The sequence below is a fragment of the Mycoplasmopsis synoviae ATCC 25204 genome, assembly GCF_000969765.1.
Lineage (GTDB): Bacteria > Bacillota_I > Bacilli_A > Mycoplasmatales > Metamycoplasmataceae > Mycoplasmopsis > Mycoplasmopsis synoviae.
The window spans coordinates 246,194-262,117 of sequence record NZ_CP011096.1 but is presented as its reverse complement, the minus strand read 5'-3'; the positions used below and the strand labels follow the sequence as shown (position 1 = coordinate 262,117).

General features: G+C 33.7%; 13 protein-coding genes and 2 pseudogenes. All 15 read left to right on the top strand.

Annotated elements, in window-relative coordinates; genetic code table 4:
• Window positions 1–777 precede the first annotated feature (777 nt).
• Window positions 778–2,197: pseudogene (locus VY93_RS01220) on the top strand (hypothetical protein); the annotation flags it as partial.
• 54 nt (window positions 2,198–2,251) lie between these two features.
• A complete protein-coding gene (locus tag VY93_RS01215) occupies window positions 2,252–4,174 on the top strand; it encodes a hypothetical protein (protein WP_046128314.1) in 1,923 nt (640 codons plus the stop codon).
• Between the two features lie 249 nt (window positions 4,175–4,423).
• Complete coding sequence (locus VY93_RS04235; protein ID WP_051245058.1) at window positions 4,424–5,644, top strand: hypothetical protein; 1,221 nt, start codon at window positions 4,424–4,426, stop codon at window positions 5,642–5,644.
• A 26-nt stretch (window positions 5,645–5,670) separates the two neighbouring features.
• Window positions 5,671–6,747 (top strand): hemagglutinin, encoded by a 1,077-nt coding sequence (locus tag VY93_RS01205; protein WP_081692751.1) that lies wholly within the window; start codon window positions 5,671–5,673, stop codon window positions 6,745–6,747.
• A gap of 260 nt (window positions 6,748–7,007) precedes the next feature.
• Window positions 7,008–7,220 carry a hypothetical protein gene (locus VY93_RS04650; protein ID WP_027332508.1) on the top strand — a complete coding sequence of 71 codons (213 nt, stop codon included), beginning with the start codon at window positions 7,008–7,010 and terminating at the stop codon, window positions 7,218–7,220.
• Complete coding sequence (locus tag VY93_RS04645; protein WP_027332507.1) at window positions 7,208–7,831, top strand: hypothetical protein; 624 nt, start codon at window positions 7,208–7,210, stop codon at window positions 7,829–7,831. Before VY93_RS04650 ends, VY93_RS04645 begins: the two co-directional genes overlap by 13 nt.
• A gap of 175 nt (window positions 7,832–8,006) precedes the next feature.
• On the top strand, window positions 8,007–8,165 hold the full coding sequence (locus VY93_RS04640) for a hypothetical protein (RefSeq protein ID WP_309299856.1): 159 nt from the start codon (window positions 8,007–8,009) through the stop codon (window positions 8,163–8,165).
• A 212-nt stretch (window positions 8,166–8,377) separates the two neighbouring features.
• Window positions 8,378–9,643 (top strand): hypothetical protein, encoded by a 1,266-nt coding sequence (locus tag VY93_RS01195; RefSeq protein WP_052717789.1) that lies wholly within the window; start codon window positions 8,378–8,380, stop codon window positions 9,641–9,643.
• A 26-nt stretch (window positions 9,644–9,669) separates the two neighbouring features.
• Complete coding sequence (locus VY93_RS01190; protein WP_082071164.1) at window positions 9,670–10,758, top strand: hemagglutinin; 1,089 nt, start codon at window positions 9,670–9,672, stop codon at window positions 10,756–10,758.
• A 29-nt stretch (window positions 10,759–10,787) separates the two neighbouring features.
• Complete coding sequence (locus tag VY93_RS04290; protein WP_117274811.1) at window positions 10,788–11,792, top strand: hemagglutinin; 1,005 nt, start codon at window positions 10,788–10,790, stop codon at window positions 11,790–11,792.
• Between the two features lie 26 nt (window positions 11,793–11,818).
• On the top strand, window positions 11,819–12,865 hold the full coding sequence (locus VY93_RS04255; RefSeq protein ID WP_318023957.1) for a hypothetical protein: 1,047 nt from the start codon (window positions 11,819–11,821) through the stop codon (window positions 12,863–12,865).
• Between the two features lie 332 nt (window positions 12,866–13,197).
• Entirely contained in the window at window positions 13,198–13,620 is a 423-nt protein-coding gene (locus VY93_RS04465) for a hypothetical protein (protein WP_046128313.1), read from the top strand.
• A gap of 68 nt (window positions 13,621–13,688) precedes the next feature.
• The gene (locus VY93_RS04460; RefSeq protein WP_027332510.1) at window positions 13,689–13,871 is read left to right on the top strand and encodes a hypothetical protein; all 183 of its coding nucleotides are present in this window, start codon (window positions 13,689–13,691) and stop codon (window positions 13,869–13,871) included.
• A 23-nt stretch (window positions 13,872–13,894) separates the two neighbouring features.
• On the top strand, window positions 13,895–14,032 hold the full coding sequence (locus VY93_RS04340; RefSeq protein ID WP_223211470.1) for a hypothetical protein: 138 nt from the start codon (window positions 13,895–13,897) through the stop codon (window positions 14,030–14,032).
• Between the two features lie 373 nt (window positions 14,033–14,405).
• A pseudogene (locus VY93_RS04075) lies at window positions 14,406–15,916 on the top strand (hypothetical protein); the annotation flags it as partial.
• Window positions 15,917–15,924: the final 8 nt, after the last annotated feature.

Genomic DNA, 15,924 nt, shown 5'->3' with positions numbered 1-15,924 from the left:
ATAACAAAGGATTCTTACAACAAGTTAATGGAGACTCAAGCGCAGTATATTTTGCAGTTAACGGTATAACCAGCCAAGGTTGATTAAATACTTTCTTAATTAGAATTCCATTAACAAAATTTGTTAAACCATTAAGCGTATTTACAGCACCAGTAGTAACTCCTCCTGCAGAAGAAGCTACTGGAGGAAGTCAAACTCAAGAAGCAAGATTACAACCAGCTGGATATAGTAATTCAGATTCATCTGGATCTACAGAACAAACACCACCAAGTACAACTTAATAATAATAAAACCAAAAACATGCCCCAAAATGTTTTCTTAATACTGAGACGGGTTTATGCCTAAAATAGTGCTTGAAGGTTTTGATTCAACTTGAAGAGAAAATTCAGCCAACCAAACTAAAATTAGAGAATGATTTGGTAATGCAGCAAACTAGAAGATTTATCTGATCAACTAACTAAAAAGCTTGGAACAGAAAGATTTAAAAACGTAAAGTTAACTTATAAAGAAGTTACCTTTAGTACTAATGCTGTTAAAACTCCAACTGTAAAATTTACAGTTGCAGCAAAAGAAGGCTACACTTTAGCTGAAGGACAAGACGCTTCAGCTCAAGAGATAAGTCTTGTTGTTAGAGTCTTATATAACCGTGGAAGTGAAAACGTAATTCAACTTCCTAGACAAGGAGCTTCATCTTCAGCAGCGTCAGAAAGTCCAACAGTTAATGATGCTAACGTAAAAGCAAAAGTTAATGTTTATTTAAACTACACCGACATTTAATTAAATTTAAAAAACAAACTTGCTTTTATTTTTAAGTTAATTTTTTTGTGGTTTACAAGCGGATCGGTTACTAAAGCTAAAGAAGCTAAAGATGATACTGAATACTCAAAAGTAACAGATACTCTTAGAACTGATTTAGAAGCAAAATTAACAGCAGCAGCTGGTTTTCTAACAGAAGATTTAAAACTTGCAAATCTAGATGCTGATGGAACTTTAGCAACTACTCAAAGTGATCTAGAATCTGCAAAAACAGCTCTTAATGCAGCAGTTAGCGCACTTATGCCAGAGCTTACTTTTGCTAAAACTAAAGCTAGCGCTGTTAAAACAGCTTCAGAATTAGGACCTCTTGTAAATTGCTGAGCTTCGAAAACAAGCAAATGATTTACCTAAAAATGATCAAAGTAAAGCTGATAAATTAGATTCAGAATTAAAATCATTAAAAGAATCATTAGAATCTCTTCAAACTTTAGTATCAGATGGTCTAAAAATGCAAGTGGACTACCCAAGAAACTACTATGATGCAGATAACAAAGCAGATTTCGATGCAGCTTTACTAAAAGCTTCATCAGTATTTCCTGCATTTGTATGAACTACAGGTTCAATTATGGTAGAAACTCCTAAAGGTCAACTACCAAACCCTAGAGCTTGAACCAAAGCTAGAGAAAAATCAGAATTCAAACTACAAAACTTTGTAATGGCTCCAGCTCAAACAGCTACTCCAACAACAGCGCAAACTTCACCTAGCGCGGCAGCATCAGCTACAATTAGAGTTGCAAATGGTGATGCAGCTTCAGAAGAAACTTCAACTATGCAAACTGCTCCTGCAGCAGAAACTCCTGCAGCTGATTTAGCATCAACAGTTTCTTATCTAAAAACCTTAGATACAGATCTTAAAGCGCAAACTGCAGCACTAAATGGTGATACTACAACTAATAAGACAGCATACTACAAACCAGTTAACGGTCGTACACTATACTGAGACGGGTTTATGCCTAAAATTGTGCTAGAAGGTTTTGATTCACGTTGAACAAATGATTTAGACAACCAAGATAAAATTAAAGCTTGATTTAGAGAAGCATCAAACTGAGCTTCTTTATCTGAACAACTAACTAAAAAGCTTGGAGCAGAAAGATTTAAAAACGTAAAGTTAACTTTCAAAAGTGCAAGGTTTAGTACTGATCCTGCTAAAGTTCCAACTGTAACATTTACAGTTGCAGCAAAAGAAGGCTACACTTTAACTACAGGCGATAATGCTTCTGCTACAGAGATAAGTCTTGTAGTTAGAGTCTTATATAACCGTGAAAGTGAAAGCACAATTCAAATGCCAACACAAGGAGCTTCATCTTCAGCAGCACCTAGAGGAGCTACCGTTAATGATGCTAAAGCAAAAGCTAAAGTTAATGTGTATTTAAACTACACCGACATTTAATTAAGTTTAAAAAATAAATTTAGTTTTATTTTTAACTTAATTTTTTTGTGGTTTACAAGCGGATCGGTTACTAAAGCTAAAGAAGCTAAAGATGATACTGAATACTCAAAAGTAACAGATACTCTTAAAACTACTTTAGAAGAAAAATACACAGCAGCAACATCATTACTAGAAGATGGAACAAAACTTGCAAATCTAAATGCTGATGGAACTTTAGCAACTACTCAAAGTGATCTAGAATCTACAAAAACAGCTCTAGATGCAGCAGTTGCAGTAGTTAAACCAGAACTTGAATTCCAAAAAACAAAAACTAGCGCTGCAGCTAAAGTTACAGAACTTGATGCTCTTGTTAATAGAGCTTTAAAAGCTGAACTACAAAGACAAGTTAATGAATTAACTAAAGATCGCGCTGCTCAAGCTACAACAATGTTAGCTAACCTAACATCGTTAAAAGAATCATTAGAATCTCTTCAAACTTTAGTATCAGATGGTCTAAAAATGCAAGTGGATTATCCACAAAAATACTATGACGCAGATAACAAAAGCGCATTTGACGATGCATTATTAAAAGCTTCATCAGTGTTTCCAGCATTCAAATGAACAGAGGGTTCAATTGTAGTTCCTGCTCCAGAAGAAAGTGCTTTACCAAACCCTAGAGCTTGAACTAAAGCTAGAGACAAATCAGAATTTGTACTACAAAACTTTGTAATGGCTCCAGCTCAAGCAGCTGCTCCAACAACAGCGCAAACTTCACCTAGCGCGGCAGCATCAGCTACAGTTAGAGTTGCAATGTCAGAAGAAGCTGCAGCAGAAGCAGAAACTCAAACACCAGCACCAACACCAGCAGCTGATTTAGCATCAACAGTTTCTTACTTAAAATCATTAAACGATACTTTAAAAGCAGCTACTGATGCACTTAATGGTGATAACCCAACAGAAAAAACAGCATACTACAAACCAGTTGACGGTGGTACACTATACTGAGACGGGTTTATGCCAAGAATTGTAATTGAGCGTTTCGATACAACTTGAACAGAAAATACAAGAAATAGAAACGATTTAGTTGCATGATTCCAAAACACTTCAAACTGATCACAAGTTAGTGAGCAACTTACTAAGAAACTAGGAGTTGAAAAACTAAGAAACGTTAACCTAGTTTATAAAAACATTACTTGAGTTAACTCACCTGCAGGTGCACAACATAAAATTCCTACAGTAACTTTTACCGTAGAAGCCAGAGACGGTTACACACTAGCAGATGATTCAACTAGAGAATTAAGCTTAGTAGTTAGAAACCTATACAATAGTTCAGCCGTAGATGCTACTACACTATTTCCTTATCAAGGAGCTTCATCTTCTGCAACGCCAGCTGGTTCAACGCCATCTAATAATGCCGCAGTAATTAGAGACGTAAACGTTTATATGAACTACACCGGACCTGCTATTGTTTTAGATCAAGCAGTTCCTGCAGTAGGTACTGCAGCTAATACTTTAATTAATGGAACATCAAATGTTACAGGTGCATTTAACAATGCATTTAGTGGACTGCTATTTACCAATAGATATGCAAATCCTTTAATGCAGTCTGTAATTAACTACGTTAATAAATTTGACCCTAAATTTCCAGCTGCATTTGTAACAAATGCAACAAACGGAGTTGCTTTAACTAAAGTTCAAAAAGATAGACAAAAAAAAGATAGAGAACTTAGACCAGGAAATTTAGAAGATTTACTATACAATAACAACGTGTTTTTACAACAAGTTCAAGATGATTCTAGCGCGGTTTACTTTGCAGTTACTGCAGTTACAAACGATAAGTGACTTAACACCGTACTTGTAAGAATTCCATTAACTAAATTTGTTAGACCTATAAGCGTATTTCAAGCTAAAACAGCAGCTCCACAAGACGCTGCACAAGCTAGCGAAGGTCAAGGATCACAACCAGATCAAACAGGTCAAACAGCTTAGTAATAATAAAAACCAAAAAACATGCCCCAAAATATTTAAGTTTTTAAGATTATTGTTCAAAGGTTTTAAAAATATATTCAAATAGATAGAAAAAATATAATTTATGTGCAAAAATGGTTTATATTTTTGAAATTTTTCAAATTTAATATTTAGCTAAAAAAACTTAAAAATTAACCAGCTCAAGCAGCTACTGCAACTCAAAGTGATTTAGCTGCAGCTGCAGCCACTTCAGCTACAGTTAGAGTTGCAATGGGAGAAGATTCTGCAGAAGAAGGCGTAGCATCAGAAGATGCACAAGCACCACAAGCACCACAAGCACCTGCAACTCCTGATTTAGCATCAACAGTTTCTTACTTAAAATCATTAAACGATACTTTAAAAGCAGCTACTGATGCACTTAACGGTGATAACCCTACAACCAAAACTGCTTACTATAAAGCTGATACTACTCGTACACTATACTGAGACGGGTTTATGCCAAAAATAGCGCTAGAAGGTTTTGATTCAAGTTGAACAAATGATTTAGACAACCAAAATAAAATTAAAGCTTGATTTGGTGACGCAGCAAACTGAGCTTCTTTATCTGATCAACTAACTAAAAAGCTTGGAGCAGAAAGATTTAAAAACGTTGTTCTTTCAAATCCACAAATTATTTTTGAAGACGTAATGCTTTCAAGTGGAAGCGTTAAGTTTCCTAAGGTAACCTTTACAGTAGCTGCTAAAGATGGTTACCAATTAGCAAGTGGGGAAGGAACTTCAACTACCTTAGAGTTAAAAATAAGAGTTTTATATAGCTCAAGTGATCCAAACGCTCTTTTACTTCCATATCAAGGAGCTTCATCTTCAGCAGCTCCTAGAAATGCTACCGTTAATGATGCAAATGTAAAGTCAAAGGTTAATGTTTACCTAAACTACACCGGGCCAAGTATAGTTCTTGATGCTGATTTACCACAAGTTGGAACAGCGACAAATACTTCAATTAACGGAACTTCAAGTGTAACAGGTGACTTTAACACCGCATTTAGAGGAAATCCATCTAGTGGACTGCTATTTACCAATAGATATGCAAATCCTTTATTAAAGTCTGTAATTAACTATGTTAATAAATTTGACCCTAAATTTAGAGCTGAATTTGTAACAAATTCAATAGACGGAGTTACTATAACTAAAGTTCAAAGCAACACACAACTTAGACCTGGAACTTTAGACGATTTAGTAAAAAATGATAGAGACAACGTATTCTTACAGCAAATCCAAGGAGATACTGAAGCAGTGTATTTTGCAGTTTCTGCAATAGCAAGCAATGGATGATTAAATACCTTCTTAATTAGAATTCCATTAACTAAATTTGTAAGACCTTTAACAGAATTCCAAGCTCAAAGAGAAGCGGTTCCTACTGAAGAAGCTAGCGGAGATCAAGCTCAAGCAGATCCTCAAGCAACTCAAATGGGAACACAAGCTTGAAGCTAAAAATAAAACCAAAAACATGCCCCAAAATGTTAATTAAATTTTGAGACGGGTTTATGCCTAAAATAGTAGTGCAAGGTTATGAAGCAGATGGTGAAGAAAAAGGTAAAGCAACTCACAAAGAAGCAAATCAAAAAAAACTAGAAGATTGATTTGCAGCTAACCAAGATAAACTAAGTCTTGTAGCAGATCAGCTAACAAGAAAATTAGGAAAAGATAAATTCAAGAATATGGTTTTATCAACTCCTACTATCACTTGAGATGAAGTTGAATTTTCTAATAAAGGTTCTAATAAAGTTTATTTAACCCCAAAAGTTACTTTCAATCTGGCAGCTAAGGAAGGATATGCTTTAGCACAAGATTCAGCTACTAGCGTAACTCTTACAATAAGAGTTTTATATAAAGATTCAAATTTAACTAGAAACGTGCTTTCAACACAAGGAGCTTATTATACTGCAGCACCTAAAAATGCTATCGTTGATGATGCTAATGTAAAAGCTAAAGTTAACGTTTATATGAACTACACCGGGCCAAATATTGAGTTAGATGCAGATCTACCAACAGTAGGTGGAAAAGAAAATACTTCAATTAATGGTACTTCAAATGTTGAAGGAACCTTTAACGATAAATTCAAAAAATTATTAGTAAACGTAGTAGGGGAGAGTATCACTCAAACTTCATTATTACAAGCAATAATTAACTACGTTAATAAATTTGACCCTAAATTTCCAGCTGAATTTGTATTAAAAACAAACGGAGTTACTGTAGCTAGCGTTCAAAACAACACACAACTTAGAATAGGAAGTTTAAACGATTTCCTATACAATAACAAAGGATTCTTACAACAAGTAAATACTGACACTAAAGCAGTATATTTTGCAGTGATGGGTGTAACAAGCAATGGATGAGTAAATACTTTCCTAATTAGAATACCTTTAACTAAATTTGTAAGACCTATAAGCGTACTTGAAGAACAAACCACCGAAGAAGAAACTCAAGAATCTCAAGAAGGTCAAGAAAATCAAGAGCAAGGATCAACAACTCAAACAAATACAGAATCTAGCGGAACAGGTCAAAGCTCAGATTTAACCGAAGTATCTGCTTAATCACCACAAAATTAATAATAATAAAACCAAAAACATGCCCCAAAATATTTAAGTTTTTAAGATTATTGCTCAAAGGATTTAAAAATATATACAAATAGATGCAAAATATAATTTGCGTACAAAGATGGTTTATATTTTTGAAATTTTTCAAATTTAATATTTAGCTAAAAAAACTTAAAAACTAACCAGCTCAAGCAGCTACTCCAACAACAGCGCAAACTTCACCTAGCGCGGCAGCAACAGCTACAGTTAGAGTTGCAATGTCAGAAGAAGCTGCAGCAGAAGCAGAAACTCAAACACCAGCAGCTCCAATGGCTGATTTAGCATCAACAGTTTCTTATCTAAAATCATTAAGTGACAGCTTAAAAGCTGAAACCGATAAGTTAAATGGTGATACAACCGAAAATAAAACAGCTTATATAAAGCTGATACTACTCGTACACTATACTGAGACGGGTTTATGCCTAAAATAGTTGTAGATGATGGTTACGTAGCAGATACTACTAAAGATAATAAAGAAGCTAACAAAACTACAAATCAAGAAAAACTAAAAGCTTGATTTGCAGCAAATCAAGACAAATTTACTTTAGTAGCTGACCAATTAACAAGAAAATTAGGAAAAGAAAAATTCAAGAATATGATTTTATCAAATCCTGAAATTTCTTGAGATGAAGTTAAATTTTCTAATAGATTTTATTTAACCCCAAAAGTTACTTTCAATCTAGCAGCTAAAGAAGGCTATGAAAAAGCAACAGGTTCTTCTGAAACAGTTACACTAACTATTAGAAATCTATACAAAGAAGCTAATCCAGATACAAATGTATTTGCAACTCAGGGAGCTTATTATACTGCAACTCCTAGTGATAATGCAACCGCTATTAAAAATGTTAATGTTTACCTAAACTACACCGGGCCTTCTATAGTTTTAGATCAAGCAGTTCCTGCAGTAGGAGCTACACCTAATACTTCAATTAACGGAACCTCAAATGTAGATGGTGACTTTAACACTAAATTCAAAAAATTATTAGTAAACGTAGTAAAGGGGGGGTCACGCTGAATCTTCATTATTCCAAGCGGTAATTAACTATGTAAATAAATTCGATCCAAAATATAGAGCTATATTTGTAACAAATTCAAGAGACGGAGTTACTATAACTAAAGTTCAAAGTGACACACAACTTAGACCTGGAACTTTAGACGATTTACTAAACAATAAGAACATCGTATTCTTACAACAAATAAAAGGTGATACAGAGGCGGTGTATTTTGCAGTAACTGCAATAGCAAGCAATAATTGATTAAATACCTTCTTAATTAGAATTCCATTAACTAAATTTGTTAAACCTCTAGCTCCATTTGCACCAGCAGCTCCAGCTCAACCTCAAGGCGGACAAACTGAAACTTCACAACCAGCATAAACAACAGGACAAAGCTAATAATAAAACCAAAAACATGCCCCAAAATATTTAAATTTTTAAAGTTATTGCTCAAGGGATTTAAAAATATATACAAATAGATGCAAAAATATAATTTGCGTACAAAGATGGTTTATATTTTTGAAATTTTTCAAATTTAATATTTATCTAAAAAACATAAAAACTAACCAGCTCAAGCAGCTGCTCCAACAACAGTGCAAACTTCACCTAGCGCAGCAGCATCAGCTACAGTTAGAGTTGTAATGTCAGGAGAAGCAGAAGGCGCACAAGAAGAAGATTCAGAAGCAGCTTCACCAGAAACTCAAACACCAACACCAGCAGCTGATTTAGCATCAACAGCATCTTATCTAAAATCATTAAGTGACAGCTTAAAAGCTGAAACCGATAAGTTAAATGGTGATACAACCGAAAATAAAACAGCTTACTATAAAGCTGATACCACTCGTACACTATACTGAGACGGGTTTATGCCTAAAATAGTTGTAGATGATGGTTACGTAGAAGATACTGAAGAAAATAATAAGGAAAATAACAAAAATACAAATCAACAAAAACTAGAAGCTTGATTTAAAGCAAATCAAGACAAATTTACTTTAGTAGCTGACCAATTAACAAGAAAATTAGGTTCTGATAAATTTAAAAATGTAACTCTAACAAATCCTCAAGTTAGCTATGAAGAAGTAACTGTTAATTCAAATACTTGAAAAAATCCAAAAGTTACCTTTAACATTCAAACAAAACCGGGTTACCAGTTAACAGAGCCTACAACAGAAGAAAGTCAAATTTCACTTTCTATTAGAGTTCTTTATTTATCTCAGGAATCTAACCAAAACCTACTTACTATTCAAGGAGCTTCTCCTACTGCAGCGCCAAAAAATACAATGACACCAAATAATGCTGAGGTTATAAAAAACGTTAATGTGTATCTTAACTACACCGGGCCTTCTATAGTTTTAGATCAAGCAGTTCCTGCAGTTGGTACTGCAAATAATACTTCACTAAATGGAACATCAAATGTTATAGGTGACTTTAACACTAAATTCAAAAAATTATTAGTAAACGTAGTAAAGGGGGGTCACGCTGAATCTTCATTATTCCAAGCGGTAATTAACTATGTAAATAAATTCGATCCAAAATATAGAGCTGAATTTGTAACAAATTCAAGAGACGGAGTTACTATAACTAAAGTTCAAAGTGACACACAACTTAGACCTGGAACTTTAGACGATTTAAATAAGAACAACGTATTCTTACAGCAAATCCAAGGAGATACTGAAGCAGTATATTTTGCAGTAACAGCTGTAGCAAGCAATAGATGATTAAATACCTTCCTAATTAGAATTCCTTTAACTAAATTTGTTAAACCTTTAACAGAATTCAGACCTACAACTCCTACAAGCCCTTCTAGCGATACTCAACAACAAGGAACTGCTCAAACTCAAAGTAATCAAGGTTCATAATAATAAAACCAAAAACATGCCCCAAAATGTTACTAATATACTGAGACGGGTTTATGCCTAAAATAGTTATAGATGATTACGTAGCAGATGGTTACGACGTAGCAAATAATGCCGAAAACAATAGAGCACAACACGAAGCTGCAAATAGACCATTACTAGAACAGTGATTTAAAGTTAACCAAGATAAATTAAGCCTTGTAGCAGAGCAGCTAACAAAAAAATTAGGTGAAGAAAAATTCAAGAATATGACTTTATCAAATCCTGAAATTTCTTGAGATGAAGTTAAATTTTCTAATAAAGTTTCTAATAAAGGTTATTTAACCCCAAAAGTAACTTTTAACTTAACTCCTAAAGAAGACTATAAAAAAGCAAGTGATTCTTCTGAAACAGTTACATTAACTATTAGAAATCTATACAAAGAAGCTAATTCAGATACAAATGTATTTGCAACTCAGGGAGCTTCATCTTCAACAACTCCTAATAATGCATCACAGGCAAATGATGCAACCACAATTGAAAAAGTTAATGTTTACTTAAACTACACCGGGTCAAATATTGAATTAGATGCAGATCTACCAAGAGTAGGCGAACAAGAAAATACTTCACTAAATGGAACTTCAAATGTAACAGATGACTTTAATAATAAATTCAATAAATTATTAATAAGATATAAGGCTGAATCTTCATTATTCCAAGCAATAATTAACTATGTTAATAAATTTGACCCTAAATTTAGAGCTCAACTTGTAACAGATATAAACGGAGTTACTGTAACTAAAGTTGAAAAAATAAAAGAGCTAAGACCTGGAACTTTAGACGATTTACTAAAAAATAGGAACAACGTATTCTTACAACAAATGAAAAATGATACAAAAGCAGTGTATTTTGCAGTAACTGCAATAGCAAGCAATGGATGATTAAATACTTTCTTAATTAGAATTCCTTTAACTAAATTTGTTAAACCTTTAAGCGTATTTACAGCACCAGTAGTAACTCCTCCTGCAGAAGAAGCTACTGGAGGAAGTCAAACTCAAGAAGCAAGATTACAACCAGCTGGATATAGTAATTCAGATTCATCTGGATCTACAGAACAAACACCACCAAGTACAACTTAATAATAATAAAACCAAAAACATGCCTCAAAATGTTACTAATATACTGAGACGGGTTTATGCCTAAAATAGTTGTAGATGATGGTTACGTAGAAGATACTGAAGAAAATAATAAGGAAAATAACAAAAATACAAATCAACAAAAACTAGAAGCTTGATTTAAAGCAAATCAAGACAAATTTACTTTAGTAGCTGACCAATTAACAAGAAAATTAGGTTCTGATAAATTTAAAAATGTAACTCTAACAAATCCTCAAGTTAGCTATGAAGAAGTAACTGTTAATTCAAATACTTGAAAAAATCCAAAAGTTACCTTTAACATTCAAACAAAACCGGGTTACCAGTTAACAGAGCCTACAACAGAAGAAAGTCAAATTTCACTTTCTATTAGAGTTCTTTATTCATCTCAGGAATCTAACCAAAACCTACTTACTATTCAAGGAGCTTCTCCTACTGCAGCGCCAAGTGGTTCATCAGTTGATGATGCTAAAGTAAAAGCTAAAGTTAACGTTTATATGAACTACACCGGGCCAAATATTGTCTTAGATGCAGATCTACCAACAGTAGGTGGAAAAGAAAATACTTCAATTAATGGTACTTCAAATGTTGAAGGAACCTTTAACGATAAATTCAAAGAACTATTAGTCGATAATAATCGAGTGCCAAGAGAATTTCTTAGCACAGTTATAAACTATGTTAATAAATTTGACCCTAAATTTAGAGCTCAACTTGTAACAGATACAAACGGAGTTGCTATAACTAGTGTTCAAAGCAAAAAAGAACTTAGAATAGGAAATTTAAACGATTTACTATACAATAAGAAAGTGTTTTTACAACAAGTTAATGGAGACTCAAGCGCAGTATATTTTGCAGTTAACGGTGTAACCAGCGAAGGTTGATTAAATACCTTCTTAATTAGAATACCTTTAACTAAATTTGTAAGACCTTTAACAGCATTTACTGCTCCTCCAGCTTCGGCTCCTACTCAAACAGATTCTGGAACAGGTGCACAAACTCAACCAGAAGCACAAAGCTAATAATAAAACCAAAAACATGCCCCAAAATGTTAGCGCTATACTGAGACGGGTTTATGCCGAAAATTGTAACTACAGCTCTACCTACTACTGTTGCGCCAATGAATAGAGAATATAATGAATCTCCAACTAGCGGATATGAATTTTGAAAAACAAGAAACGCATTAATATTAACTACATGATTTAATCAAAACCAAGATAAACTAAGTCTTATAGCAGATCAGCTTACAAAAAAATTAGGTGAAGAAAAATTCAAGAATATGACTTTATCAAATCCTACAATTTCTTGAGATGAAGTTAGATTTTCTAAAGGAAATGTTACTAAACTTTATTTAACCCCAAAAGTTACTTTCAATCTAGCAGCTAAGGAAGGATATGCTTTAGCACAAGATTCAGTTACTAGCGTAACTCTTACTATAAGAGTTTTATACAAAGATTCAAATCCTGAAGTAAATGTGTTTCAAACTCAAGGGTCATCACCTTCAGCAACGCCAAATGGTGCAAATAGTGCAAACCATGCTCAAACTATTAAAGATGTTAACGTTTACCTAAACTACACCGGGCCAAATATTGAGTTAAATGCAGAGCTTCCTAAAGTAGGATCTCAAGAAAATACTTCACTAAATGGAACATCAAATGTAGATGGTGCATTTAACAATGCATTTAGAGGAAATCCAACTAGTGGACTGCTATTTACTAATAGATATGCAAATCCTTTATTGCAATCTGTAATTAACTATGTTAATAAATTCGATCCAAAATATAGAGCTGAATTTGTAACAAATTCAATAAACGGAGTTACTATAACTAAAGTTCAAAACACAAGAGAGCTTAGACCAGGAACTTTAGACGATTTAAACGGTAACAACGTATTCTTGCAACAAATAAAAGGTGATACTGAAGCAGTATACTTTGCAGTTTCTGCAATAGCAAGCAATGGATGATTAAATACCTTCTTAATTAGAATTCCATTAACAAAATTTGTTAAGCCTTTAACAGTATTTACTGCTCCTCCAGCTTCGGCTCCTACTCAAGATTCATCAGCTTCAAATACAAACCCACAAACAACAACTTAAAGTTTATAATAATAAAACCAAAAACATGCCCTAAAATGTTAATTAAATTTTGAGACGGGTTTATGCCTAAAATTGTAGTTGAAGGTTACGTAGCAGATACTGCCGGAAACAATAGAGCAGAACACTAAGCTGCAAATATAGAAAAACTAAGAACTTGATTTGATACTCCTGCTAATTGAGAAAAACTTTCAGAGCAGTTAACCAAAAAACTAGGTGCTGATAAATTTAAAAACGTTAAACTAACCAATCCACAAGTAGATTGAGACATAGTAAATAGCAACCAATATATACCTAAAGTTACCTTTGATGTAACCCAAAAAAAAGGTTATGAATTGCAAAGCGGAAGTGAATTTTCACAAAGTCTTACAATGGTTATAAGAGTTTTATATACAACTCAATCACCTAATGCAAACGTTTTACAAATGCAAGGAGCTTCATCTTCAGCAGCGCCAGCTGGTTCAACGCCATCTAATAATGCCGCAGTAATTAGAGACGTAAACGTTTATATGAACTACACCGGGCCAAGCATTGTTTTAGATGAAGCCCATCCTACAGTAGGATCTCAAGATAATACTTCAATTAACGGAACTTCAATTAACGATAAATTCAAAGAACTATTAATCAATAATCTAATGCCAAGAGAATTTCTTAGCACAGTTATAAACTATGTTAATAAATTTGACCCTAAATTTAGAGCTCAACTTGTAACAGAAAAAAACGGAGTTGCTATAAAAGCGAAAAAGAACTTAGAATAGGAAATTTAAACGATTTACTATACAATAAAAAGATATTCTTACAACAAATAAAAGGTGATAAAGAAGCAGTGTATTTTGCAGTTACTGCAGTTACAAATGATAGATGATTAAACACCTTCCTAATTAGAATTCCATTAACTAAATTCGTAAGACCTATTACACCATTTAGAGCACCAGCAGCTTCAGCTCAATCTCAAGGCGGACAAACTGAAACTTCACAACCAGCACAAACAACAGGACAAAGCCAATAATAAAACCAAAAACATGCCCCAAAATGTTAGCGCTATACTGAGACGGGTTTATGCCTAAAATTGTAACTACAGCTCTACCTACTACTGTTGCGCCAATGAATAGAGAATATAATGAATTTTCAACTAGCGGATTGAATTTTGAAAAACAAGAAACGCATTAATATTAACTACATGATTTAATCAAAACCAAGATAAATTAAGCCTTGTAGCAGAGCAGCTAACAAAAAAATTAGGTGAAGAAAAATTCAAGAATATGACTTTATCAAATCCTAGAATTACTTGAGATGAAGTTGAATTTTCTAATAGACGTTATTTAACACCAAAAGTAACTTTTACCTTACTCCTAAAGAAGGCTATGAAAAAGCAAGTGATTCTTCTGAAAAAGTTACACTAACTATTAGAAATCTATACAAAGAAGCTAATTCAGATACAAATGTATTTGCAACTCAGGGAGCTTATCATACTGCAACTCCTAGTGATAATGCAACCACAATTAAAAAAGTTAATGTGTATTTAAACTACACCGACATTTAATTAAGTTTAAAAAATAAATTTAGTTTTATTTTTAACTTAATTTTTTTGCAGTTTATAAGCGGATCGGTTACTAAAGCTAAAGCAGTTAAAGAAGATGCTGAATACTCAAAAGTAACAGATACTCTTAAAACTACTTTAGAAGCAAAATTAACAGCAGCAGCTGGTTTTCTAACAGAAGATTCAAAACTTGCAAATCTAAATGCTGATGGAACTTTAGCAACTACTCAAAGTGATCTAAAATCTGCAAAAACAGCTCTAGATGCAGCAGTTAGCGCACTTATGCCAGAGCTTACTTTTGCTAAAACTAAAGCTAGCGCTGTTAAAACAGCTTCAGAATTAGGACCTCTTGTAAATGAAGCGCTTCTTGCTGAGCTTCGAAAACAAGCAAATGATTTACCTAAAAATGATCAAAGTAAAGCTGATAAATTAGATTCAGAATTAAAATCATTAAAAGAATCATTAGAATCTCTTCAAACTTTAGTATCAGATGGTCTAAAAATGCAAGTGGATTATCCACAAAAATACTACGATGCAGATAACAAAGCAGATTTCGATGCAGATAACAAAGCAGATTTCGATGCAGCTTTACTAAAAGCTTCATCAGTGTTTCCAGCATTCCAATGAACAGCTCAATCAATTATTGTAGAAACTCCTGAAGGTCAACTTCCAAACCCTAGAGCTTGAACCAAAGCTAGAGACAAATCAGAATTCAAACTACAAAACTTTGTAATGGCTCCAGCTCAAGCAGCTACTCCAACACCAACAGAAAGTGAAAGCGGAGATGGAAGTGGAGGCGGAACATCAGCCGCAGCATCAGCTACAGTTAGACTTGCAACAGGAACAGAAGAAGCAGCAGAAGATTCAGAATCATCAGAAGCTCAAACAGCTCCAACAGCTGATTTAGCATCAACAGTTTCTTACTTAAAATCATTAAATGACACTTTAAAAGCTGAAACCGATAAGTTAAATGGTGATACAACCGAAAATAAAACAGCTTACTATAAAGCTGATACTACTCGTACACTATACTGAGACGGGTTTATGCCTAAAATAGTTGTAGATGGTTACGTAGCAGATACTACCGGTGATAATGAAGCAGCTCACGAAGAAGCAAATAAAACAAATCAAAAAAAACTAGAAGCTTGATTTACCAACTCAGCTAACTGAGCAGGACTAGAAGACCAGCTTACTAAGAAATTGGGAGCTGATAAATTTAAAAATGTAGTTTTAACTGCCCCAACAGTTAGCTATGAAAAAGTAACTGTTGGTAAATATACTTGAAAAAATCCAAAAGTTACCTTCACAGTAGAGGCAAAACCTGGTTACCAATTAGCAAGTGGAGCTGGAACATCAACTACCTTAGAGTTAAAAATAAGAGTTTTATACCAAGTGAATCCTCAACACAAAACCTACTTACTATTCAAGGAGCTTCTCCTGTTGCAGCGCCAAGTACTGCAAGTGTAGAAAATCCAGCAACCGCTATTAAAAATGTTAACGTTTACCTAAATTACATAAACCA